Annotated in this window: 24 protein-coding genes and 1 riboswitch; of the genes, 16 read left to right on the top strand and 8 right to left on the bottom strand. The window is 35.1% G+C overall.

Annotated features, from left to right (window positions below):
- Positions 1 to 4: 4 nt before the first annotated feature.
- On the top strand, positions 5 to 1,276 hold the full coding sequence (locus DPQ31_RS01755; RefSeq protein WP_208731487.1) for a transcriptional regulator: 1,272 nt from the start codon (positions 5 to 7) through the stop codon (positions 1,274 to 1,276).
- Here DPQ31_RS01755 and nhaC read toward each other — a convergent pair.
- On the bottom strand, positions 1,265 to 2,686 hold the full coding sequence (gene nhaC, locus DPQ31_RS01750) for a Na+/H+ antiporter NhaC (RefSeq protein ID WP_097959752.1): 1,422 nt from the start codon (positions 2,684 to 2,686) through the stop codon (positions 1,265 to 1,267). The genes DPQ31_RS01755 and nhaC overlap by 12 nt on opposite strands.
- Positions 2,687 to 2,978: 292 nt before the next feature.
- Here nhaC and DPQ31_RS01745 point away from each other — a divergent pair, with 292 nt between their 5' ends.
- Together DPQ31_RS01745 and DPQ31_RS01740 are read left to right on the top strand one after the other, a co-directional pair.
- The gene (locus DPQ31_RS01745; protein ID WP_199634474.1) at positions 2,979 to 4,094 is read left to right on the top strand and encodes a M20 peptidase aminoacylase family protein; all 1,116 of its coding nucleotides are present in this window, start codon (positions 2,979 to 2,981) and stop codon (positions 4,092 to 4,094) included.
- A 275-nt stretch (positions 4,095 to 4,369) separates the two neighbouring features.
- The gene (locus tag DPQ31_RS01740; protein ID WP_001005626.1) at positions 4,370 to 4,975 is read left to right on the top strand and encodes an SAM-dependent methyltransferase; all 606 of its coding nucleotides are present in this window, start codon (positions 4,370 to 4,372) and stop codon (positions 4,973 to 4,975) included.
- A gap of 34 nt (positions 4,976 to 5,009) precedes the next feature.
- Here the strand turns inward: DPQ31_RS01740 and ahpF are convergent, their stop codons facing one another.
- Together ahpF and ahpC are read right to left on the bottom strand one after the other, a co-directional pair.
- Complete coding sequence (gene ahpF / locus DPQ31_RS01735) at positions 5,010 to 6,536, bottom strand: alkyl hydroperoxide reductase subunit F (protein ID WP_000599520.1); 1,527 nt, start codon at positions 6,534 to 6,536, stop codon at positions 5,010 to 5,012.
- 14 nt (positions 6,537 to 6,550) lie between these two features.
- Positions 6,551 to 7,114, bottom strand: coding sequence for an alkyl hydroperoxide reductase subunit C (ahpC, locus tag DPQ31_RS01730; RefSeq protein ID WP_000924420.1), 564 nt, complete (start codon positions 7,112 to 7,114; stop codon positions 6,551 to 6,553).
- Positions 7,115 to 7,707: 593 nt separating this feature from the next.
- Here ahpC and mtnK point away from each other — a divergent pair.
- From mtnK to DPQ31_RS01715, 3 genes are read left to right on the top strand one after another with little or no spacing between them, the layout of a single operon-like run.
- Positions 7,708 to 8,937 carry an S-methyl-5-thioribose kinase gene (gene mtnK, locus DPQ31_RS01725; protein ID WP_097959751.1) on the top strand — a complete coding sequence of 410 codons (1,230 nt, stop codon included), beginning with the start codon at positions 7,708 to 7,710 and terminating at the stop codon, positions 8,935 to 8,937.
- A 9-nt stretch (positions 8,938 to 8,946) separates the two neighbouring features.
- On the top strand, positions 8,947 to 9,990 hold the full coding sequence (mtnA, locus tag DPQ31_RS01720) for an S-methyl-5-thioribose-1-phosphate isomerase (protein ID WP_002042550.1): 1,044 nt from the start codon (positions 8,947 to 8,949) through the stop codon (positions 9,988 to 9,990).
- A 51-nt stretch (positions 9,991 to 10,041) separates the two neighbouring features.
- Positions 10,042 to 10,683: an L-fuculose-phosphate aldolase gene (locus DPQ31_RS01715; protein WP_000926573.1), complete on the top strand. Its 642-nt coding sequence runs from the start codon at positions 10,042 to 10,044 to the stop codon at positions 10,681 to 10,683.
- A gap of 45 nt (positions 10,684 to 10,728) precedes the next feature.
- On the opposite strand, the gene DPQ31_RS01710 is transcribed toward DPQ31_RS01715, so the two are convergent.
- From DPQ31_RS01710 to DPQ31_RS01700, 3 genes are read right to left on the bottom strand one after another with little or no spacing between them, the layout of a single operon-like run.
- Positions 10,729 to 11,736 (bottom strand): FecCD family ABC transporter permease, encoded by a 1,008-nt coding sequence (locus DPQ31_RS01710; RefSeq protein ID WP_000982878.1) that lies wholly within the window; start codon positions 11,734 to 11,736, stop codon positions 10,729 to 10,731.
- Positions 11,733 to 12,773, bottom strand: coding sequence for a FecCD family ABC transporter permease (locus DPQ31_RS01705; protein WP_002105669.1), 1,041 nt, complete (start codon positions 12,771 to 12,773; stop codon positions 11,733 to 11,735). Before DPQ31_RS01705 ends, DPQ31_RS01710 begins: the two co-directional genes overlap by 4 nt.
- A gap of 48 nt (positions 12,774 to 12,821) precedes the next feature.
- Positions 12,822 to 13,739 (bottom strand): iron-hydroxamate ABC transporter substrate-binding protein, encoded by a 918-nt coding sequence (locus tag DPQ31_RS01700; protein ID WP_208731486.1) that lies wholly within the window; start codon positions 13,737 to 13,739, stop codon positions 12,822 to 12,824.
- 331 nt (positions 13,740 to 14,070) lie between these two features.
- Between DPQ31_RS01700 and DPQ31_RS01695 the strand changes: the two genes are divergently transcribed.
- On the top strand, positions 14,071 to 15,120 hold the full coding sequence (locus DPQ31_RS01695) for an NAD(P)/FAD-dependent oxidoreductase (protein WP_208731485.1): 1,050 nt from the start codon (positions 14,071 to 14,073) through the stop codon (positions 15,118 to 15,120).
- A gap of 263 nt (positions 15,121 to 15,383) precedes the next feature.
- On the opposite strand, the gene DPQ31_RS01690 is transcribed toward DPQ31_RS01695, so the two are convergent.
- The gene (locus DPQ31_RS01690) at positions 15,384 to 15,752 is read right to left on the bottom strand and encodes a hypothetical protein (protein WP_000235486.1); all 369 of its coding nucleotides are present in this window, start codon (positions 15,750 to 15,752) and stop codon (positions 15,384 to 15,386) included.
- Between the two features lie 180 nt (positions 15,753 to 15,932).
- On the opposite strand from DPQ31_RS01690, the gene DPQ31_RS01685 reads away from it, so the two are divergent.
- The 7 genes from DPQ31_RS01685 to DPQ31_RS01655 all read left to right on the top strand — a co-directional run bounded on the left by DPQ31_RS01685 (position 15,933) and on the right by DPQ31_RS01655 (position 21,727).
- The gene (locus DPQ31_RS01685; protein WP_002037874.1) at positions 15,933 to 16,172 is read left to right on the top strand and encodes a helix-turn-helix domain-containing protein; all 240 of its coding nucleotides are present in this window, start codon (positions 15,933 to 15,935) and stop codon (positions 16,170 to 16,172) included.
- A 236-nt stretch (positions 16,173 to 16,408) separates the two neighbouring features.
- Positions 16,409 to 16,933 (top strand): LSm family protein, encoded by a 525-nt coding sequence (locus tag DPQ31_RS01680; RefSeq protein ID WP_000051642.1) that lies wholly within the window; start codon positions 16,409 to 16,411, stop codon positions 16,931 to 16,933.
- A 20-nt stretch (positions 16,934 to 16,953) separates the two neighbouring features.
- Positions 16,954 to 17,397 (top strand): spore coat protein, encoded by a 444-nt coding sequence (locus tag DPQ31_RS01675; RefSeq protein WP_087969159.1) that lies wholly within the window; start codon positions 16,954 to 16,956, stop codon positions 17,395 to 17,397.
- A 178-nt stretch (positions 17,398 to 17,575) separates the two neighbouring features.
- Entirely contained in the window at positions 17,576 to 18,244 is a 669-nt protein-coding gene (locus DPQ31_RS01670) for an LSm family protein (protein ID WP_001003899.1), read from the top strand.
- Between the two features lie 237 nt (positions 18,245 to 18,481).
- Positions 18,482 to 19,747, top strand: coding sequence for an S-adenosylmethionine decarboxylase related protein (locus DPQ31_RS01665; protein ID WP_098711269.1), 1,266 nt, complete (start codon positions 18,482 to 18,484; stop codon positions 19,745 to 19,747).
- A 142-nt stretch (positions 19,748 to 19,889) separates the two neighbouring features.
- Entirely contained in the window at positions 19,890 to 21,116 is a 1,227-nt protein-coding gene (locus DPQ31_RS01660; RefSeq protein WP_208731484.1) for an ATP-binding protein, read from the top strand.
- Positions 21,117 to 21,346: 230 nt separating this feature from the next.
- Positions 21,347 to 21,727 (top strand): hypothetical protein, encoded by a 381-nt coding sequence (locus tag DPQ31_RS01655; protein ID WP_208731483.1) that lies wholly within the window; start codon positions 21,347 to 21,349, stop codon positions 21,725 to 21,727.
- A gap of 28 nt (positions 21,728 to 21,755) precedes the next feature.
- On the opposite strand, the gene DPQ31_RS01650 is transcribed toward DPQ31_RS01655, so the two are convergent.
- Entirely contained in the window at positions 21,756 to 22,388 is a 633-nt protein-coding gene (locus DPQ31_RS01650; protein WP_000862992.1) for a cyclase family protein, read from the bottom strand.
- Between the two features lie 85 nt (positions 22,389 to 22,473).
- A riboswitch (SAM riboswitch) is annotated at positions 22,474 to 22,586 on the bottom strand.
- A gap of 150 nt (positions 22,587 to 22,736) precedes the next feature.
- Here DPQ31_RS01650 and DPQ31_RS01645 point away from each other — a divergent pair.
- Both DPQ31_RS01645 and DPQ31_RS01640 read left to right on the top strand, forming a co-directional pair.
- Positions 22,737 to 23,846 (top strand): PRK06851 family protein, encoded by a 1,110-nt coding sequence (locus DPQ31_RS01645; protein ID WP_208731482.1) that lies wholly within the window; start codon positions 22,737 to 22,739, stop codon positions 23,844 to 23,846.
- Between the two features lie 111 nt (positions 23,847 to 23,957).
- Positions 23,958 to 24,740 (top strand): nucleotidyltransferase domain-containing protein, encoded by a 783-nt coding sequence (locus tag DPQ31_RS01640; RefSeq protein ID WP_001208227.1) that lies wholly within the window; start codon positions 23,958 to 23,960, stop codon positions 24,738 to 24,740.
- Positions 24,741 to 24,839: the final 99 nt, after the last annotated feature.

Genomic DNA, 24,839 nt, shown 5'->3' with positions numbered 1-24,839 from the left:
GAAAATGATGATAAAAATTGCAGTTGTCGGTTCAAAGGAGTTTATGGAGAACCTTTTTCCTATTGCTCAAAAATTAGAGGGAATAGAAATTGATCCATATATTTACCTTCATCCGGCGGAATCTTCTGAACTATTAAAGTGTCTAAAGCCTTGTGATGTTATCTTTTTCTCAGGTGCTTTACCTTATTATATGGCAAAAGAAATAAGAGAACAATTACGAATTCCAAGTACGTACTTACAGCAAGATGAGACAACGGTTGCATCTTCACTTCTTTCTGTCATGTATCATCAAGGTATTCAACCGCATAAAATTTCAATCGATTTAGTAGACCGTTCGTTTATTACAAATGTATGCCGCGATATCGGTATAAAAGAAAAGCCACAAGTGTTGGATTATGAAAATATGTTGTGGAGTAAAGAGGAAATAAATAGAGTCATTGATTTTCATGTAGCTAAATATCAATCTGGAGAGGCTCATTTAGCTTTAACTAGTATTCACGCTGTTTACGATGAGCTTCAAAAAATAGGTGTTCCTTCAGAGCGTATGATTGATCCAACACAGCCCATTATACATGGGCTAAAAGATGCAAAAATAAAAGCTGAGTTAGCAAAAAGCTATTCAGCTACTGTTGGTGCTTGTATTATTTCTTCCTTAGAATTACGAACGAGTTTGCTTGAAAAACTAGATGTCATTTCAAAAGAACTACGTGGTTCATTTAAACAAGTGGATGAAATGACATGCATTTTGTATACAACTCGTGGTGATATCGAATCGATTATTAAAACAAATGCGATACATAACTTGTTTGCGAGCGTAGAAGGAACGATAGCTATTGGATTTGGTTATGGAAAAACCGTGAAAGAGGCGGAGCAAAATGCAAAAATTGCTCAAAGTTTTGCAAAGAATAATCCAATAGATCGTTGTTTTTATATACTAACAAGTGATAAAGATTTATTTGGTCCGTTCCCGAAAGAACAGAGAGTACAAAGTTTGAAAAATGATAATCCGGAACTAATGAAAATAGCGAAGGAAACGAAGCTTAGTCCGGCTAACTTGTCAAAAATCATTCAATTTAGTCAATCGCATCCGTCATTGAAGTTTACAGCAGCTGACCTTTCTGAGTACTTACAAGTGACCCGGCGATCGACAGAAAGATTGTTAAAAAAATTAGTTGATTACGGGTATGCTCATATTTGCGGCGAGGAAATGCCCTATCAACAAGGGCGACCTCGCGCACTATATGAACTGAATTTACCGCTATTTCTAAGCTTCTAGTTGCGCTTTTTGTTTCTTTAGTAGTTCTGCTTTTTCAATGTCTGATAGTTTTACAATTGTGAAGCCTGTTATACCATAAATGATTGAGATAATAGGTACGATGAAATTCAAAATAGCATAAGGGGCATATTCAAATGCACCTACGCCAAGTGTAGCGAGAATAAATACACCGCACGTATTCCAAGGAACGAAGACAGAAGTTAATGTTCCGCCATCTTCTAATGCTCTGGATAAATTTTTTGAATGTAGTCCTTTTTCTGTGTATGCATTTGCGTACATTCTTGAAGGAACAACAATTGAAATATATTGTTCAGAGCAAGTAAGGTTTGTTGCAAAACAAGATGCGATAGTAGAAGCGATAAGCCCTTTTGCTGATTTTGCTAACTTTAAAATTTGATTTACAATTGAGCGAAGAATACCTGTATGTTCTAATACTCCTCCGAAAGTCATAGCGACAATTGTCATAGAGACTGTATTCATCATCGAATCTAAGCCACCGCGGTTAAATAGTTCGTCTACTAGCTTGTTTCCAGTGTCTATAGCAAATCCAGCTTGGAGTGCACCGACAGATGCTGAGACAGAACCACCTTGAATAAAGACTTGAGATAAGAATCCTAAAATAATACCGACGAGAATGGCTGGTATGGCAGGAACCTTTTTAGCGACCAATACCATAACGGCTACGGGTATGATTAATAGGAAAGGTGAAATAACAAAGTTTTGTTGTAAGACTTGTAATGTTTGATCGATGCTTTGCGCATCAATATTGTTATCACCGAAGCTTCTTCCTAAGAAAGCATAGACGATAAGAGTAATAATTAAACCTGGAATTGTAGTAAATAACATATGACGAATATGTGCGAATAAATCTGTATTTGTTAATCCTGCGGCTAAGTTTGTTGTGTCTGAAAGCGGTGACATTTTATCGCCAAAATAAGAGCCTGAAATAATGGCACCAGCAACCATTGGAGCTGGAATACCCATACTTAGACCAATGCCCATTCCGGCAACACCAATTGTTCCCATTGTAGACCAAGAGCTACCAATCGCTAATGCAACGATAGAACAGATAATGGTAATGGATACTAAAAATAGTGATGGAGTTAAAAGTTTTAAACCGTAATAAATCATTGTTGCGACGATTCCACCGCCAATCCAAGCACCGATTGTTAAGCCAACAAGAATAATAATGACGATAGCGGGTAATGCAAGACGAATTCCTTTATACATTGCTTCTTCAAGATCATTCCATTTGTAACCGTAACGCCAAGCGACGATAGAAGCAACGGTCGTACCGATAATAAGTGGAACGTGAGGGCTTTGTTTTAATACAACAATTGTAACCATCATAACTGCAACGGTAATGATAATAGGGATAATCGCTATTCCAAAAGGTATTTCTTTTTTCATAAATTTCCTCCTTGTTACGTATGTTTGTTTGTATTTTTTAGAATTGTCGTAAAATAGACGGTTATTAGGTTATGATAACTAAAAATATATGTAAGCGTCAACAAAAAACAGAAAATAAGGAATGTTCTAGTTGTTTATTCAATTTGTAATATAGATACAGAGTAAGCTTTTAAAAAGTTTAAAAATAAACAATTGACTTTTTTCTTAAAATTCAATATGTTCATAAAAACATCTGTTTTTCATAAGTATAATTAACCTGAATGGTTTATAATTTGGGAAGGAGAATGGAGCTTTGAAAACATTAGAACTACAAGAGCGTTTAACGGAAATTTTTCAGCATTTACATGAAAACCCTGAAGTAAGTTGGAAAGAGTATGAAACGACAGCTTATATTACTAACTTTTTAAAAGAAGAAGGAATTTCATATAAAACATTTGATGATTGCCCAGGCGTAATCGCTGAGATTGGGAATAGGACCCCGGTTATTGCGATTCGTGCTGATATGGATGCACTTTGGCAAGAAGTAGATGGAGAATTTAAAGCGAATCATTCGTGTGGTCATGATGCTCATATGACGATTGTAATGGGGCTTATTTTACAATTGAAAAATATGAGATGGGATAGTGGAACGGTTAGATTTATTTTTCAACCGGCAGAAGAGAAGGGAAATGGTGCTTTAAAGATGGTAGAGAAAGGTGCTGTAGATGATGCTGATTTCTTATTCGGTGTCCATTTACGACCAATCGAAGAATTATCTTTGAAACAAGCAGCCCCATCTATTCGTCACGGAGCAGCAAGATTTCTAGAGGGTATGATTCATGGGGAGGATGCACATGGGGCAAGACCACACCAAGGTGTGAATGCAATTGATGTCATTTCCATGATTAATATCGGTTTGAAAAATATATGGTTGCCGCCACAAAGTTCATATTCAGTGAAGATGACGCGGTGCCAAGCTGGTGGAGATAATCTAAATATCATTCCAGGTAACGGCCATTTTAGCTTAGATGTAAGAGCGGAGAATAATACATTATTAGAAGAATTAAAGAAAAAGATAGAGCATGTAATAGAATCAGCCGCATCAATGGGATCGAAAACTTCATACGAATGGATTGATCTTGCTCCAGGAGCAGAGGTGTCAGAAGAAGCGGAGCGTTACATGCGTAAAGGCATTCTCGAAGTGTATGGAGAAGAGCAATGCACAGGGCCGCTTTATACGACAGGAAGCGATGACTTCCATTACTACACAGTGAAGAGACCACATTTAAAAGCTGTCATGCTTGGACTAGGAGCAGATCTACAACCTGGATTACACCATCCGTATATGAGGTTTGATCATAGTTGTATTATGGATGGGGTAGAAATATTGAAGCAAACTGTATTGAAAGTGTTAGAAGACAGGGGCTAGAGAGCTCCTGTTTTTTTATCGTGAATTGTCGGTAAATCGATATATTTGAAAAACCGTTGATATATTTTGAGTTATGATAGATATATTGAGAAAATCGTTGATATATTTGAAGTTACGATAGATATATTGAGAAAATCGTTGATATATTTGAAGTTACGATAGATATATTAAGAAAATCGTTGGTATAATTTCACGGACCTATTAATTTGATGAAAAATGAGCCTCCAGTACATGGTGTATAATAATAAGTACCATTTTTTAATAGGAGAAAACGAATGAACGAACAATATTACGATGCAGTTTTACATATAAAAACAGTCGGTGAGCAAAAAGGGTTTAACAAGTCTATGCATTATCACCGCTATGAACCGACGCCGTATAGCGGGTTAGATGAGTTATTGAATCAATATGAAATACGAAGTAGCGACCGAATTGTAGACTTTGGGTGCGGAAAAGGGCGATTAAACTTTTATATGCATCATAAATGTGGTGCTTCAGCAGTTGGAATTGAAATGAATGAAGAGTTTTATAAAGAAGCGATGGATAATAGAGATCGTTATGCACGAAAGGCACGAAACAGTAAGGGGAAAATTCAATTCCAATGTTGTTTAGCGCAGGAATATGAGATTGATCCACATGATAATAGGTTTTATTTCTTTAATCCGTTTTCTGTGCAAGTGTTTATGAATGTAGTCAATAACATTTTGCTTTCAGTAGAAGAAACGGGGAGAGAAGTGGATATTATTTTATATTATCCTTCTGAGGACTATATTTTCTTCTTAGAAAATCAGACTGCGTTTGAGCTAAAGAAAGAAGTTAGATTGCCAGGTGCTTATGAGAAGAATGGGAATGAGAGGTTTTTAGTGTATACGTTAGGATAATAAAAAAGCAGATGCTAAGGCACCTGCTTTTTTATTAGTTACGGATTAAGTAATCAAATGCGCCTAAAGCAGCGTTTGCACCTGAACCCATAGAGATGATGATTTGTTTGTACGGATTATTTGTACAGTCACCTGCAGCAAACACTCCTGGTACGTTTGTAGCGCCGTGCTTGTCTGTTACGATTTCACCGCGAGCGCGTTCAACTGTTTCGCCTAACCAGTCTGTGTTTGGCACAAGACCGATTTGAACGAATACACCTTGTAATTCAACGTGATGAACTTCTTCAGTTTCACGATCGATGTAAGAAATACCGTTTACTTTGTCAGTACCAGTGATTTCTTTCGTTTGAACGTTTTTCAGAACAGTTACGTTTGGTAAGCTGTTAAGACGCTCTTGTAATACAGCATCAGCTTTTAATTCTGGCATGAATTCAAGAACAGTTACGTGCTTAACAATACCTGCTAAGTCGATAGCTGCTTCAATACCAGAGTTACCTCCGCCAATAACTGCTACATCTTTTCCGATGAATAATGGACCGTCACAGTGTGGGCAGTATGCTACACCTTTATTTTTGAACTCAGCTTCACCTGGTACGCCAACATTACGCCAGCGAGCACCTGTAGAAACGATTACGCTCTTACTTTTCAGAATAGCGCCGTTTTCAAGTTCCACTTCAATAAGTTCTTTTTTCTCTAAACGTTTCGCACGTTGTAGATTCATTACATCGATGTCGTATTCTTTTACGTGCTCTTCAAGGCTTGCTACTAGCTTAGGACCTTCAGTGCGTTTTACGCTGATGAAGTTCTCAATACCCATAGTATCCATTACTTGACCACCGAAGCGCTCAGCAACGATACCAGTGCGGATGCCTTTACGTGCTGCATAAATTGCTGCACTTGCACCAGCTGGGCCGCCACCAACAACAAGAACATCGTATGGATCTTTATCAGAAAGCTCTGATGCATCTGGACCGTTACCCATTTTAGCTAAAATTTCTTCAAGTGTCATACGACCGCTTCCGAAAGATTCGCCATTTAGGAAAACTGTTGGTACTGCCATGATGTCTTTGCTTTCTACTTCCTCTTTGAATGCAGCGCCATCAATCATAGTATGTGTAATACCAGAGTTAAGAACGCTCATTACGTTAAGAGCTTGTACAACATCAGGACAGTTATGACAACTTAGGCTGATATAAGATTCAAAATGATATTCGCCTTGAATGTTTTTAATTTGATCGATTAATTTTTGTTCAACTTTTGGAGCACGTCCACTAACTTGTAGTAAAGCTAACACTAATGAAGTAAATTCGTGTCCTAATGGAATACCAGCGAATACTACACCAGTGTCTTCATCAGGGCGATTTACACTAAAGCTTGGTGTTCTCTCTAGTTCAACTTTTTCTACTGTAATCTTTGATGACATAGTAGCTAATTCATCTACTAGAGATAACATATCTTTAGATACATTATCGTCTCCTGAGCTAACTTTAAGTAAAATATCGTTCTCCATTAACTGAAGGTATTGGGATAGTTGTGTTTTTATATCTGCATCTAGTATCATTTTGATCGAACTCCTTAGATTTTGCCTACAAGGTCAAGGCTTGGTTTAAGTGTTGCAGAACCCTCTTGCCATTTAGCTGGGCAAACTTCACCTGGGTTGTTACGTACGTATTGAGCTGCTTTAATTTTGTTAACAAGAATGCTTGCATCACGGCCGATACCGTCAGCGTTGATTTCCATAGATTGGATAACGCCGTCTGGATCGATGATGAATGTACCACGAGCAGCAAGACCTTCTTCTTCCATTAAAACGTTGAAGTTTGTAGTGATTGTGCGAGTTGGGTCACCAATCATAATGTATTCGATTTTGCCGATAGTTTCTGAGCTATCATGCCATGCTTTGTGAGTGAAGTGAGTGTCTGTAGATACAGAGTATACTTCAACGCCTAAGTCTTTTAGAGTTGCATATTGGTTTTGTAAGTCTTCAAGTTCAGTTGGGCAAACGAATGTGAAGTCAGCTGGGTAGAAACAAACTACACTCCATTTTCCTTTTAAACTTTCGTCAGTAACTTGGATAAATTCTCCATTATGGTAAGCATTAGCTTTAAACGGTTTTACTTCTGTGCCGATTAATAACATATTAAATTTCCTCCTAAATGTTGGTTTTGAGCATCAAAAAATAGTTTGCTCATAAAATATATTTTTTAATTAACTATAATAATTCTAATTCGATATTAATTATCATATAGAAGTGGTTATTTTGTCAAGAGAATAAACCAACTTTATACCAATTTAATTAATATTTATTCTCAATTAAGGTTATTAGGGAATGAAAAGGTAATTTTCATGTCATAAATTTTCAATGAGTGTTTGAAAGAGTAGTGTGTATGTTAGAGACATGGTGTAAGTATAAATTCTTAGGAAGGAGATATTTCTTAGAAGTTGTAGATTTGAAAAGGAACTGCTTATTTCTATTTTACAAAGAATTGTGCGATAAATAAAATAAAATGAATCGGAATCTTTTTGAACAATTTTTGTCCGCTCAAATATATAATTAGGAAGTATATTGCAATGATAATTAGAAACATTGACTCAAAGGGCTAACAAGATATAATAAAATCTAGATATATCTTTCAAAAAGAAGAATATATAATATAGGATGAAAAACATTCAACCTATTATTTTTTTATAGCCTTTAGAAAACGCTTACAATTAGTGTGGGAGGAGAAACCATGTCTAAGTTCACAAAGTATTTTTTAATGGAAGATAAAGATGTAATTGCATATGTGAAAGAGAAAATATCTAAGTTTGAACATGCAAAGGGGTTACAGTGTAAAGAAATAGGTGATGGTAATTTAAATTATGTGTTCCGCGTTTGGGATGAAAAAGAGACCATGTCTGTCATCGTAAAGCAGGCCGGGAATACAGCACGTATTTCAGATGAGTTTAAGTTGTCGACGAATCGTATTCGTATAGAATCAGATGTTTTGCAGTTAGAGGAGGAGTTAGCACCTGGGCTTGTTCCAAAAGTATATTTGTTTGATAGTGTGATGAATTGTTGCGTGATGGAGGACTTATCAGATCACACAATATTACGTACAGCACTTATAAATCATCAAATATTTCCGAGGCTTGCTGAAGATTTAACTACTTTTATGGTAAATACTCTTCTATTAACATCAGATGTTGTAATGAATCATAAAGAGAAGAAGGAACTTATGAAGAATTATATAAATCCAGAGTTATGTGAGATTACAGAGGACCTCGTATACTCTGAACCATTTACAAATCATAATAAACGTAATGAGTTATTTCAGTTAAATGAAGGATGGATTAGAGAGCATATTTATAGTGATAAAGAGCTTCGTATGGAAGTAGCGAAACTTAAGTTTTCTTTTATGACGAATGCGCAGGCGTTGCTTCACGGTGATTTACATACTGGTTCTGTTTTCGTAAAAATTGATTCTACAAAAGTTATTGATCCTGAGTTTGCTTTTTATGGACCTATGGGATATGACATTGGGAATGTAATGGCGAATTTAATATTTGCTTGGGTGAATGCAGATGCAACGATGTTACCTGGAGCTGAAAAAGATACGTATATGGATTGGCTAAAAACGACGATGGTAGAGGTAATTGATTTATTTAAGAAGAAGTTTTTAGTTGCTTGGGATATTCATGTGACAGAAATTATGGCGAAGGAAGAAGGCTTTAATGGCGTATATTTACAATCTGTGTTAGAGGATACAGCTGCAGTGACGGGTCTTGAGTTAATTCGTCGTATTGTTGGATTAGCGAAAGTAAAGGATATTACTTGTATTGAGAATGATGAAGCACGTGCTAGAGCGGAGCGAATTTGTCTTCAAGTAGCGAAGAAGTTTATTTTACGAGCGAATCAATATAAAACAGGTACGAGTTTTGTAGAAACGTTAAAAAAACAGTCCATTCATAGCGCGAAGTAAGGAGAGAAAATGATGAAAGAGCAATTAATACCAATTCAATGGAAAGATGATGCTTTAGTTTTATTAGATCAAACGTTATTACCGAACGAAGTTGTCTATGAATCTTTCAAAACAGCTGAAAGTGTGTGGGATGCAATTCAAGTCATGAAAGTGCGAGGTGCACCAGCAATTGGGGTTTCAGCAGCGTATGGTGTGTATTTAGGGGTAAAGGAATTTGCTGAAAGTACGGTAGAAGGATGTATTGAAGAAGTAAAAAAGGTATGTGCATATTTAGCAACATCAAGACCGACGGCAGTAAATTTATTTTGGGCGCTGGAAAGAATGGAAAGTGTAGCGATAGATAATGTTCACTTATCGATTGCACGGTTGAAAGATAGATTGTTAGAAGAGGCAAAAGAGATTCATAGAGAAGATGAAGAAATTAACCGTCAAATTGGAGAACATGCATTAACATTATTCCATGATGGCATGGGATTATTAACTCATTGTAATGCAGGTGCGTTAGCAACGACTAAGTATGGTACTGCGACAGCTCCAATGTATTTAGCGAAAGAAAAAGGATGGGACCTTAAAATCTACTCTGATGAAACACGACCTAGATTACAAGGTTCAACGTTAACAGCATTAGAACTACAGCGAGCGGGAATTGATGTAACAGTCATTACCGATAATATGGCAGCTATGGTCATGTCACAAGGGAAGATTGATGCAGTAATCGTTGGATGTGACCGTGTGGCAGCAAATGGTGATGTAGCAAATAAAATTGGAACATTAGGAGTATCTATTTTAGCTAAATACTATAACATTCCGTTTTATGTAGCAGCACCAACACCGACAATTGATTTAAACACACCGACAGGAAACGAAATTCCGATCGAAGAAAGAGATGCTTCTGAAGTAATCAATCGTTTCGGACAATATTCAGCTCCGAAAGGAAGTAAAGTATACAATCCAGCATTTGATGTTACGCCACATGCAAATATAACAGCAATTATTACGGAAAAAGGGATTGTAAAGGCACCGTTTACGGAGAATTTAAAAAATCTATTTTAGTAAATAGGTATATAGTCAGTCATCATAAGCTTCATACTTAGGGGGATGTATATGTTATTACAAAAAGAAAGAGAAGAAATTGTAGCGTACGGAAGGAAAATGATTTCTAGCGGTTTAACAAAGGGGACCGGCGGAAATATTAGTATTTTCAATCGTGAACAAGGCCTAGTTGCAATTAGCCCAAGTGGTTTAGATTATTATGAAACAACGCCCGTGGATGTAGTTATATTAAACTTAGATGGTGAAGTAGTAGAAGGTGAGAGAAAACCGTCAAGTGAACTAGATATGCATCTTATTTATTATAGGAATCGTGAAGATATAAATGCGCTCGTGCATACACATTCACCTTATGCGAAGACGATTGCATCATTAGGGTGGGAGCTTCCTGCTGTTTCATATTTAATTGCTTTCGCAGGCCCGAATGTACGCTGTGCACCGTATGAAACATTTGGTACGAAGCAATTAGCAGAGGCTGCTTTTGAAGGCATGATTAATCGCCGTGCAGTATTACTTGCGAACCACGGTTTAATTGCAGGTGCAAATAATATAAAAATGGCATTTACTGTTGCGGAAGAAATTGAATTTTGTGCGCAAATTTATTATCAAACGAAAAGCGTCGGAGAACCGAAGTTATTGCCAGAAGATGAGATGGAGAATTTAGCGAAGAAGTTTGAAGGATATGGGCAGCGGTAGAATGAAACGAAAACACCCTCAAGATTGCACTCTTGAGGGTGTTTTTTATGCTTTCTTAAGCAATAAATACATAAAGTAAGGAGCACCAATTAAAGCAACGACAATACCTGCCGGAATACCGTTAGGTTCAACGATGTTTCGTCCGATTGTGTCTGCTAATAGTAATAGCCATCCGCCGATTAAAAGGGCGATAGGCATGAAGATTTGATGTCTTGGGCCTACTAAAGATTTTGCGATATGAGGAGCCATCAGCCCGATAAAGCTAATTCCTCCTGTTACGGAAACTGCTGCAGCTGCAAGTGCAACGGCTGCAATTAATAAGTATCTGCGTTCTTTTTCAATTTCAATTCCAACGCCGATTGCGACTGGTTCGTTTAATGCTAAAATGTTTAATCGATTTGCTTTATAGAAAACAAATGGAATTAATACGATTAACCATGGGAGCATTGCGAAAATGAAGATCCAATCATCTCCCCAAATGTTTCCGGCAATCCATTTGGCGATAAAGTCGACTTTCATACGATCAGCAGATGAAATAAGGACAATCATTGCTCCAGATAGTGCAAATGAAAAACCGATACCGGTTAATGTTAATCGTATTGGCTGAAGCCCTGTTGATTGACTATATGAAAATACGTAAATTAAAACAGCTGTAAGAAAAGCCCCGATAAATCCAACGACTGGTAGTAAATAAAGAAATGAACCTACATCTATTGGAAAGTATAAAAAGAAAATAGAAACAGCAACACCAGCACCAGAGTTAATCCCGAGAATACCAGGTTCAGCTAAATCGTTACGTGTAATGCCTTGAAGGATAGCACCTGATAAAGCGAGTGCCATACCAGCTAATACTGTAATGATAATTCTAGGTAGTCTTAAAGAATATAAAACGAATTCTTCTTTAAATGAACCTTGTCCCATTAGCGTTGGGAGTAGTCGATCATAAGATAAAGATGCTGAACCGAGTCCCATTCCAATTACAATGGTTGTAATAGTTAGTATAAGTAATGCGAGTATAATAAGACGTTGTTTTCTTAAAATAGATGGCATCATGAGAATGTTTTTCCTCCTTTACGAACAATAAATAGGAAGAATGGTAATCCTACAATTGCGACGATAGCAGCAACGGGTGTTTCATACGGAGCATTAATTGTACGTCCGATTGTGTCTGCAAGTAACATAAAGGAAGCACCAGCAATTGCTGACATCGGAATAATAAATCGGTAATCTGGACCAACAATAGGACGCACCATATGAGGTATCATTAAACCGATAAATGCCATATTTCCAACAAGCGCCACAGAAGCACCAGCAAGTAAGATAATAATGATAAACAAAATTGTTTTAATAACAATGATTTTTTGACCGAGTCCAACAGCAACTTCTTCACTGAAACTAAGGACTGTCAATTTTCTTGCAAATAAGATAGCGATAAAGATACTTATTGAAATGACTGGAATAATAATTTTCAATTGACTCCAAGTAGTTCCAATCACCCCTCCAGCAGTCCAAAGTGATACATCTTGTGAAATTTTGAAGTAAATGCCGACTCCTTCTGAAATTGCGAGTAGAAATGCTGAAACTGCAGCACCTGCTAATACAATTCGAAGAGGAGAAAGTCCGCCTTTTTTCACCATACCAATTCCAAATACCATAATTGCCCCTACCGCAGCCCCGATAAAGCAAGCTAATGTTAAGTACAGATAGCTTATGGAAGGGTTGAAAGCAAGTGTTAGTGCAAGTGCAGCATTTGCGCCACCCGTTAGCCCAAGTAAGCCAGGGTCTGCAAGGGGGTTTCGTGTTAATCCTTGCATAATTGCCCCAGAAACGGCTAGTCCAGCCCCTACAAAAATAGCAGCAACTTCACGTGGTAAACGTATTTCACGAATAATAGATATTTTGTCTCCTTGAGCCGAGGAAGTGAGTGCTAACCATACGTCTTTTATAGAAGTATCTGCAGCCCCTAATACCATTGCAACCATAAAAATTAGAAAGAATGCAATTATGCTCAAAATTAGTTTGTATGTAAAAGCTATAGAACGTGGATTGTCATGATCTTTTGTCATTCGTTTCACATCTTTTCTGTTCATAGAATAAAGGAAGAGGAATTCTTAAATTAAGAATTCCTCATGTTTGTATTATTTACCAAGAAAGTTTTTCTTGAAGAAGTCTAGTTGGAAATCTAATGTAAGTGGATCATTGAAATAGAATTCCATCATGTTTGCTTCGTATACGCGATTATTTTTTACTGCTGGAATGTTTTTGTATGATTCTGTCTCTTGGAAGGAGTTATCAGTATCTTTGTTTTTACTTACGATTAAGTAATCACCAGCAAACTCAGGTAATACCTCAGTAGATAATGTGTAGTAACCTTCTTTTAAAGCTTTTTCTTTTACTTTTTCAGGCATTTTTAATTTCATTTCTTGGTACAGAATTTCTGTTCCGCGGCCCCAGTTCTCGCCGTATACATAAAGCTGTTTATTGAAGTTTTCAACAACAGATACTGTTGCATCTTCACCAATTTTTGCTTTAATTTCTTTACCAGCTTCTTGTGCACGTTTCTTGAAATCATCAATCCAAGTTTTTGCTTCTTTTTCTTTGTTTAATAACTTACCGATTTCTAAATGTTGTGTTAAGTAATCAACTTTTCCGTAAGTGTATGTTACAGTAGGAGCAATTTTCTTTAACTTATCGACATTTTTAATATTTGATAAACCAATGATTAAATCAGGGTTTAGTTCAGCGATTTTTTCAACATTTTCATCTGATACTTCAGCAGCATCTTTAAGTTTACTATCAAAACGTGGGTTTTGTTTAGACCATGAATCTACCCCAACAACATTTACTCCTAATGACATTACGTTACCAGCGAATGCTGATAAAACAACAACGCGTTTTGGATTTGCAGGAACTTCTACTTTACCATTTTCAGATTGGTATGTAATTGTTTCTGATTTACTACCTTTTGCATCGTTCTTTTTGTCTGTAGAGCCGTTGCTACAAGCACTCATAACAAGAACGAAAAGAACTGTTAGTGAAATAAATAACTTTTTCATCGTCTTTCTCCTTTAACATAGATGTATGTGTATACAATAATTTGTTTAACTGCAATCTTTTTGAAAGAGTAGTGGTAATGCAAAATATTTATTAAAAATCTTGAATGTGAGATTTTACAATATAGTATTAACCATATTAATGAAAGAAGATGTAATCCCAAATTTGCTAATTATTAACAAGTTGATAATGATTATCACTATTGATTCTTTAAATAATATAATTTTATATGGGTGTATTGTCAATAGTAATTTTGATTGTAAATTTTGCGGAAACAGGTTATATTTTATTGAGAATGATAATCAATGATTAGTAGCTGAGGAGTGAGCACGAATGAATCGAGAAGAATTGTTTGATGTAACTGTAATAGGCGGAGGACCTGCAGGGCTTTATTCAGCTTTTTATAGTGGACTTAGAGAGATGAAAACGAAAATAATAGAATTTCAACCACAGTTAGGTGGAAAAATACATGTTTATCCGGAGAAGATGATTTGGGATGTAGGAGGGCTATTGCCAGTTACAGGTGATAAATTAATTGAACAACTTGTACAGCAAGGGCTAACATTTAAACCGGAAGTTGTATTAAATACAAAAGTAGAATCAATTATTCGTAATGAAGATGGAACTTTTACGTTAAAAACAAGTACTGGCGAAGAACATTTTTCAAAAACAATTATCGTCGCAACTGGAAGCGGTATATTGAAACCGCAAAAGTTATCGATTGAAGGTGCGGAGAGATTTGAAGTATCGAATTTAAATTATACAGTTAAATCTTTAATGCGTTTCAAAGATAAAACGATCATTATTTCTGGTGGAGGAAATTCTGCCGTTGATTGGGCGAACGAATTAGAACCAATCGCGAAAAAAGTGTATGTAACATATAGAAAAGAAGAATTATCTGGTCATGAAGCACAAGTAAAACAACTAATGAACAGCTCAGCGGAGTGTTTTCTGAATACATCGATTACAAAATTAATTGCTGGTGATAATCATGAAGCGATTGAATATGTAGAATTAACGAATCATGAGACAGGTGAAGTTTCTCATTTACCTATTGATGAAGTTATTATTAATCATGGATATGAACGTGACATTACATTATTAGAAAATAGTGAGTTGGACGTTGCGATTATAGATAATTTTTATATTGCAGGTAATGCAAATAGTGAGTCTTCTGTAGATGGATTATATGCTGCGGGAGATATTTTGAAACATGATGGGAAATTGCATTTAATTGCGGGAGCATTCCAAGATGCTGGAAATGCTGTGAATAAAGCGAAACAATTTATTCGGCCAGATGCAAGTGAGTACGGAATGGTTTCTTCGCATAATGAAATATTTAAAAAACGAAATCGAGAATTGATAAAGCAAATGATGAAATAATAAAGTGAAACTTTAATCAGTGGGGGCTATCCTGCACTGATTATTAACCTTCACCAATCGGGCTTTTACTACCCAAAAATAGCCGGATAAAGGTACAAGTATACCCCCATTTACTTCTCTATTCAAATAGACGAGAGATGTAAATGGGGGTTTTCCTGTTTACTATATTTTCAATCATTATTATGACACCGGTTTCATCAGTTCATATGACATGAACATTTTATTTGTAAATCAGTCTAGAAAACAATGAATCTATGTTTTGTTTACGCTGTTCCTTTTGCTCGTTCATTAGGAAATGGCATATTTAGTATAGAAGCAATGTATTGTTTTCCATGTTTTCGAGCCAATGATTCTAATATTTGACGAACGCGTTTTGTAAGATGCCCTTGTTTTTTTATCGCTTCACAATATGCGTCGTAGAAAGCATATTTAGCCCATAGAAAATCATCTTGTTGGAATAAGAAATGATTTTTGTACCATTCACCAATTGTATGATAACAATTGTTTTCGTGTATTGCTACGCCTTGAGAAAGAATACGATCAGATAAAGATGTAGTTAAATGAGAAGTTGTATTTTCTGTTTCAACTTGTAATGTTTTTTCTAACATTGTAATGATGTGACGAGTAGCCATATGTTAACTCTCCTTTGTGTAAATGGGTGATACCATTCTATATTTAAAAAAATACTTACTATATTATTATACAATATATGGAATGGTTCTACCTGCTTTTTAAACTGCATTTACAAAATCTTTTTTATTTGTTTACAAAAATAAAGTAAGATACAGTATATATGAAAAAACAATAAAGGAATGAACGCATTGTATATAACAATAGAAGAAGCTGCGGAGTATTTGAATTTACCAAAATCGTATATTGAAGAGCTAATTCAGCAAAAGAAAGTTCGTGCGCTATTCGATGGAGAGCAATATTTATTAAATAAAGAACAATTCAACACGCATTTAGAACAAATGGAGAAATATAAACAATTAGTGGAAGAAATATTAAACGAACCAATTCCAGAAGATATGGACGTTAAAGACGAAGACTAAACTTTAGGAAATCCCGTATGAAGATATGCAGAAATGTATCTTCATACGGGATTTTTTTATCTAAAGACATCAAAATCCTAAGGAGCCCTCAGGATTTCTTAGAATTTTGATAGGTAGTAGTCTACCATGTTAAAAGCATATTTTTTTCGAGCTAGGACAAACATAGAGAACGTAACCTGTACAGATACATATACTATCAGTGCAAAAGCTTATAAATTAATGGAAGGGGTTTTCTCGTGAGTTTATTTCATTGGGATTTTTTGAAAGACTTAATTGGATCTTATGTAAGAGTGAACAGAGGTGGACCAGAATCTCAAAAAGGAACAATAGTATCATTAGGTGCGGACTACTTCGGATTAGAGAATGAAAAAGGAGAGAGCCATTACTACCAGCTTCGCCATCTGAAAAGCATTACTCAAAATACGAAAGATGGTGGAGTAGGTGATTTAGAATGGGTGGAAGAAGACATTGCAGAAGACTTTGAAACGCTACTTCAAAGCTTCAAATACCGCTGGGTGAAAATTAACCGTGGTGGACCAGAGAAAATTGAAGGTATTTTACAAGATGTTTCTGGCGGTTATGTAACATTGATTATTAAAGAAGAAGTTGTATTAATTGCACTATCTCATATTAAGAGTGTTAATTATAATGCACCAGTAAGTGGAGAGAGTAGTGATGAGAGTAGCGATGAGAAAAGTAATGAAAACAGCAATAATTCAGGTCGCGCTCGTGCACAAAGACAATCAAGTAGAGGAAGATAATAAGAAAGGAGGGTACAAAATTGGAGAGTGTATTATGCTGTGATCAAATCAAAGGTTTAGTTGGTGAGAATGTAAAAGTAAATCTTCGTGGACCGGAAAGTCGAGTAGGTGTACTGTCATTGTTAGGAAAAGATTACCTTACACTACAATTACCTCATGGAGAATTAGTGTATTATCAGCTGAAACATGTGAAGAGTCTAGTTAGAAAAGTGAAAGAGGCACAAGGAGAATGTGGTTCATGTTTTTATGCGGAAGAAGATACTTTTTTAGATGCATTAAATGACTTGAAGTATAAATGGATAAAGATTAATCGTGGTGGACCTGAGTGTGTGGAAGGTTTATTAAGTGATATACATGATGGGAATATTACACTAGTTAATGGTGATGAGGTTATTTATGTGATTAATTCCCATATTAAGAGTGTGAGTCAAATAGTTAAAAACAAAAAGAATGAAGAAGAATAATGTTTAATAAATAAAAGGGGCATTATGATTGAAAATGAAGAATGATTTCATATTTCTCTGTAATTATTTTTGGATATATGAAAAAGGGTTTCTTACTATTAAAAAACAGAACATTGCCCCTGATTATTTTTAGAATAAAAGAAAGGGAAATTGTAATTTCATAGGAAGGAGGATATAGATGAATGAGTTACACAAAAGTATTGGAGAAAATATATATGTTAAATTAATTGGTGAAAAGAGATTTAAAGGCGTATTAATCGATGTAGGAAATGATATTGTTGTTCTTTACAATGGACAAGACTACGTATATATATCTTTATATCATATCCAATATTATAAGTTTTTAAGACCATATGATGAAGAAATATTAAAACCTGATGTAGATTCTGTAATTAAAAGGGAATCTCCTTCAATTTCTTTGAGGAAAGTACTAAGCACATCTAAAGGGATTTTCACAGAAATTTATGTAGCAGGTAATGCTCCAATACATGGATATGTTACAAGTGTAATGAACGATTATATTGTTTTTTATAGTCCAGTCTATAAAACTGTATATATATCTTTAAAGCACTTAAAATGGTTAATTCCGTATAAAGAAAACCAAGTGCCTTATTCCCTCAATAAAAATGAACTCCCCGTAAATCCATTAAATATTACGTTAGCCCGAACGTTTGAGGAGCAACTTATTAAAATGTATGGAAAGATTATGGTGTTCGATTTAGGTGAGGAATCCAATAAAATTGGAAAAATGGCGAAGATCGATGAAGGACATATTGAAATATTAAAAGCGCGTGATGCAAAAATGTATGTGAATATTCAACATGTAAAATCTGTCCATTGTCCGTAGGCTAGTTGAAAGGGCTGGCTTTTTCTTTTATATGCAGAAGGAAAGGTCGGGCCTGTTTGTTTAGTTCGATTTGGATATGAGGGGAAAAATGAATTGAATATAAATTATGTTAGTATGATTTTTGAAGAGGCAATCTTGTGCTAAATTATAAAAAATATGTACGAGCCACCTTTTGATGTATTCAATTTATTTTTTGAGGAAGAACTGCTCAACTAATTTACTAAAGGGGTTTTATTTGTGGAGCCGTTTCCAAATTCGTTATCGATTACATTACTTGGTAGTGCTGGTGGAGCAGCGAAGGCAGTTTTAGCAATTTTAAATCAAGCGATAGCAAATGAAAAAGATCCAATTTATGAAGTGATAAAGAATGTTACATTTCATTTGGTTGATATAAAACAAAAAGATAGGGCTTATTATGATGAGTTGTTTCCAAATTTGAAAGGTCATTTGTCATTATATGAAATAGACCTTCAAGATGTAGTGAAATTTAAACAGCATTTAACAGAAAAAAGTACGAGTGTTGTTATTGATGTTTCGGGTGCAGATACGATCAGGGTACTGAGCTGTTGTAATGAACTTGGAATCTTTTATATTAATTCAGCTTTGGAAAATGAGGCAGTAGATCAGGACGATAGTTTACTTGGATTTCAGCTTACGGAACGATATACGAGGTTTGAGAAGGAGAAAGAAAAATTTACAAATACAAAAGCGATTATAGGTTCAGGTATGAATCCAGGTGTTGTTCAATGGATGGTTGTTGAACTTATGAAAGAACGGCCGAATGAACAGCCACAAGCATGCTATATTGTAGAACATGATACGTCGTTTTTGAATGATACGGCACTTATAAAGCCGTATACACTTTATACGTCATGGGCAGTAGAGCGATTTCTAGACGAAGCGATATGGAGTTATCCGATGTATATGAGTCATCATCGTCCTCTTTATTTTTATGAGGATGTATATGCTTCAGAGTATAAAGTGAAGTTAGGAGAAAGAGAGTTTTATGGTTGCTTAATGCCACATGAGGAAGTTTTAATTTTAGGGAAAAATTTCAACATGGAAGTTGGTTTTCTTTACCGCATTAATGAGTATACAACAAATGTAATTAGACAGAACTTAGATAAGGTAGAAGATTTATGGAACTGGAATCGTAAAGTATTCAATCCAGCGGAAGAAGAGGTTGCAGGAGAGGATCTAGTAGGTGTATTACTCGTTTATGAAAATGGCGAGACGTATATGTATAACGTAATGAATAGTAGCCAAGTTTTTCATAAATATAAAACGAATGCAACTTACTTCCAAGTAGGGTGCGGAATTTATGCAGGTTTGTGTAGTTTACTTTTAGATCACTTTGGACAAGGTGCTTATTATGTCGAGGAATTATTATTAAATACAGAAAGTAAGTACGGTGAATATTTAAATTTATATATGAAGGATTTTGTAATAGGGCATAATGATATTACGGATGGACTGCTACATGATAGGGTAAGATGGATATAAGTTGTGACTAGAAAGGAAGGAGAAGTCTCCTTCCTTTTTAGTATTATAAGGTTACGTATTGCCCTGAAAGCAATTTCATATTTATAATTTAAGGAGATAACGGTGGGGATTTTTTTTCGTATCGATCAAGGGGAGTTTTTATATGAACAAATACAAGAGCTTGATTTATGAAGAAAGAAAAGCTTTAAAGGTATTTATATTATTATTCTATATTATATTCTTTTTATATGACGCTATATATTATTTTGTATATCCTGCTATGAATATTAATGGAACAACGGTAGGGTGGCCAGAAGGAAGCCTTGGGATAGGCGTATATATATTTGTAATAGCATTATTCCCTATTTCAATGTATCTTCAAAAAAGAGGTTATGTATATTCTATAAAATATTTATTTTTATTTGGCTACATGTTTATCAATCTTATAAATAATTTAATGATTTATTTGCGAACGGATAGAGCTTTTGAACATGGTAGTATGGTAGAAATGTTATTAATTTTATTTGCACCGGTTTTCGTGAACAGAAAATATTTTTATTTAGTTTCCTTTAGTGTAATTGGAAAGTACGTACTTTTTACATTGATACTACAAGATCTAAAAGTTGTGATTCCGCTTGTCTTATGTGTATTCTATTTCATTATTTCACATTCTTTGTTGAAACGATTTCAATCTTATGTAAGAACGGTTGTTGAAATGATGAACAATATGAAAGAGACGGAAAATTTAGCTGTAATTGGGACTATGTCTACAACAATTGCGCATGAAATCCGAAATCCATTAACGGCTTTGAAGGGGTTTACGCAAATGCAAAAAGAAAGAAATCCAACTGATACGATGAGCTACGACATTATGCTACAAGAAATTGAAAGAGTCAATGGATTTGTTAGTGAATTGATGTTGTTAGGAAAACCAAAGCCAACAAATTATGAAAGGTGTAATATACGAGACATCCTTCTATATGTTGTGCATCTAATGGAAAGTTATGCAACGCAATATAGAGTTAAATGTCATTTACAAGTAGATGGGAATTTACCGGCTATAAACGGTGATGACAAGCAATTAAAACAAGTGTTATTAAATATCATTAAAAATGGAATAGAATCAATGCCAGAGGGTGGAGAAATCCATATTCGTGCATATCAAAAAACGCAAGGACATTTGTGTATTTCTGTTGAAGACCAAGGATTTGGTATAGAGAATGAGAAGTTAGAAAAAATCGGCAAGGCGTTTTACACAACAAAGGAGACTGGTACAGGACTTGGGTTAATGATTACATATAAAATTATTAAGGAACATCAAGGGAGTATCACGATCCAAAGTAGTGTAGGAGTAGGAACGAAAGTAGAAATTTTTTTGCCGACCTTTTAATGTATTGGGAGAAAAGATTTTTCAGAAAAGTGTTCTTGTTGTGTAAATATAAACATTTTATAAAATGTTTCAAGAAGGGTTTTTTTTATAAAATACTTCGTTTATAATGGAGGAAAATATCGACATGAGATTGGTTACTCATGTAACGGTTCGGTAGTGTTATGAAAAGAAAAGAAGGGGTGCCCGCGCATCCTTTTTTCTATGCAGATATGATGAAAGAGGTGGTATTGATGGAATTAACATTAAATTCGACTGTATGCTTACACACGATTCAATTTCGAAAAGAGCAAAAGAATTATATTGTAAAAGATACAATTACAGGAGAAAAATATGAAATGCCGCCAATTTGGATTGATGCATTGGCAATGATGCGTGACGGTTTTTTATTGGGAGAAATTGAGGAGAAATTAAAAGAAGAGTATCCAGCAGAAGAAGTAAATATACTAGCATTCACGAGGCAACTGTTAGAGCTAGAACTTGTTGGAATGGTAGATGGGGAAGAGATAGCTTGTACAAAGAAGAAAGAGAAAGATTATTTAGCTTGGATACGTCCCCGGTTGGAACAATTTTTCCTTAATGTAAATAAAAAATATAGAAGCAAAGGTCAGTGATGATCTTTGCTTTTTTGTAGTCCATATTTTAAAAAATAACAGCGAATGCCCTTGCGAAAGCACCGTCACTATTTTTAATTTTTAAAGGTGCTGCTGAGAAAAAGAAACGTTTCGCTTTAATAGCATCTAGATTTGTTAAGTTTTCAATTAAGAAAATATTATTGCCTAACAGTATGTGATGAATGGGTGATGTTTCTGTCGTTACCTCATCGGGAGAAATAAAATCTAAACCGACTGATTTTACTTTTAATTCAACTAGTTCTTCAGCTAATTCTTCGGAAAGATAAAATGCTTCTTTCTCATAAGCTTCTGTATTCCATTTATTAGATAGATTAGAATGGAAAATGACAATATCGTCTTTTTTTATGTCGGCATTATGCAATACTTCTTTAGGGAGTTTTCTCTCTTGAACATGAGTGACATCGATGAGAACTGCTTCACCTACAAACTGATCAAGGGGCAATTGATCAATCGTTGTTGCACCAGAAATAAAATGCGCAGGAGCGTCGCAATGTGTACCGACATGAACGACCGAATGGAAATCTGTAACTTGATATCCCGTTTCTTCAACGCTTGTAATGGTTTCTAGTTGGATTGTTGGTGTTCCGGGAAATTGAGACATATTATTTTCAAACGTTTGTGATAGATCAATTACTTTCATTTTAAATACCTCCAATATATGTTTTTCAAATAATAAAAAGCCCATCTTTCATGATCAAGAAAGATGGGCTTTACATACTAGTTGCGTTTTATCTTCCAAAATGCAATGCATTTTGCAGGAATTAGCACCTATTCAGTTCTTATAAACTGAGGTTGCTGGGCTTCAAAGGGCCGGTCCCTCTGCCTCTCTTGATAAAGGTTTATTCAGTTTCAGAATTCGGAATATTCATGATATTTAAATTGTAATTCATTTCCTTTTTTCACGCAATACAAATTAGGTGTTCACCCAAATAAAGTTGCTCGCATATTGTAGCTTATGTAAGTAGACTGTTGCGAAGGAGTGAGTGCAGTGACAGGGAATGTGTTAAATTATTATGCTGGTGGTAATACAGCTAGAGGATTTCATAATTTATACGAAGAGAATTTAAAAGGGCTAGATAGGTTGTTTATTTTAAAGGGTGGTCCAGGAACGGGAAAATCTTCTTTAATTAAGGCAATAGGTCGTGAATGGGTTGAAAAAGGATATGATATTGAGCTTTTGCATTGTTCTTCCGATAATAAATCGGTTGATGGTGTAATTATCCCGAAGCTAAAAGTAGGAATTGTTGATGGAACATCTCCGCATGTTATCGAGCCAAAAATGCCAGGAGTTGTTGAGGAGTATATCAATTTAGGGGTTGCTTGGGACTCAGATAAATTAAGAAAGCAGAAGGTGGAAATTGAACGATTTGTTTCAGAAGCAAGCAAAGCTTTTCAAACTGCTTACGCTTGTTTTCACGAGGCGCTAATTATACATGATGAGTGGGAGAAAATATATATTAATAACATTGATTTTAATAAAGCAAATGAACTAACAGATCAGCTAATTCAGAAATTATTTGCAGATAAAAAGGGACAACAATCGATTGTGAAACATCGTTTTTTAGGAGCTGCTACACCGAAAGGAGCAGTTGATTTTGTTCCTAATTTAACAGAAGGATTGCCACATCGTTATTTTATAAAAGGACGCCCGGGCTCTGGAAAATCAACAATGCTCAAAAAGTTATCGAAGGCAGCAGAAGAAAAAGGTTTTGACGTTGAAGTATATCATTGCGGATTTGACCCGAATAGTCTTGATATGGTTATTGTAAGAGAATTAGGGTTTGCAATTTTTGATAGTACCGCACCACATGAATATTTTCCAAGTCGCGTGGGTGATGAGATTATAGATATGTATGCTCTTATTGTTAAACCGGGGACGGATGAGAAGTATGCTACAGAAATTCGTGACGTTTCCATTCAATATAAAGCAAAAATGAATGAGGCGATGTCTTTCTTAGCAAAAGCAAAATCAGTTCGTGATAAATTAGAACGAATTTATATTGCTGCTATGGATTTTTCAAAAGTGGATGCATATAAAGAGGAAATTCAAAAAGAGTTTGAACGAATTACCGCTACTGTAATTGAAAAGAAAAAATAGTCTTTGTTAAACTGTCAGAAAAATTCTGACAGTTATTTTAGTGTGTAGTAAAATTAATAGTATATTTGTCGAATTTCCAAGGAAATAATCAAAAAATGGGGATGGTATGAAATGAGAGAAAAAATTGAATTAGAGTTAGAAAGAATTGAAGAAGAGAATGATGTGAAAATTTTATTTGCAGTGGAATCGGGGAGTCGTGCTTGGGGATTTCCATCGAAAGATAGCGATTATGATGTTAGGTTTGTTTATATACATCCGGTAGAATGGTATTTATCAATTCATGATAAACGTGATGTAATTGAATATCCAATTAGTGATGACTTAGATATAAGTGGCTGGGATATTAAAAAGGCACTACAACTGTTTGCGAAGTCAAATCCAGCTTTACTTGAGTGGATTCGATCACCAATTTTTTATTCGAAAAACTCTAACTTTCCAGAGCAGCTTCAGCAAATGAGTGAAAAGAATTTTGATCCAAAAGCAACGATATATCATTACTTACATATGGCTTCAAAAAATTATCGTGAATTTTTGCAAGGCGAGAATGTAAAGTTGAAAAAGTACTTTTATGTATTACGTCCTATTTTAGCTTGTCAGTGGCTAGAAGAGAAAGGGACATTACCTCCAGTAGAATTTAATCGATTGATTACAGAACTATCTATAGAACGTAGTGTATTGAATGAGATTGAGAAGTTGTTAATAAAGAAAAAAGCGGGTACGGAATTAGATGTTGGATTGAAAATTCAGGTGTTAAATCAATTTTTAGAAGAACAAATTGATTATTATCAGCAATACGTGAAAGGGATTGAAAAGGGATTAGGGATTGATATTGAGAGTTTGAATACACTATTTAGAAATATGTTGTTTGAAGTAAATAAAAAAGAGCACAAGTAAATGAAGTGACCCCTAAAAGTTAGACACGGTTATTTCATTAGGCAGCTTGATCCAAATGAGTCCGGTATTGCACCGGGCTCATTTTTAATTTTGCCTTTA

Origin of the sequence: Bacillus sp. COPE52, from assembly GCF_003355115.1 — a bacterium.
Classification (GTDB): domain Bacteria; phylum Bacillota; class Bacilli; order Bacillales; family Bacillaceae_G; genus Bacillus_A; species Bacillus_A toyonensis.
The sequence above is the reverse complement of the archived record's forward strand: the minus strand, read 5'-3'. Positions and strand labels throughout refer to the sequence as shown.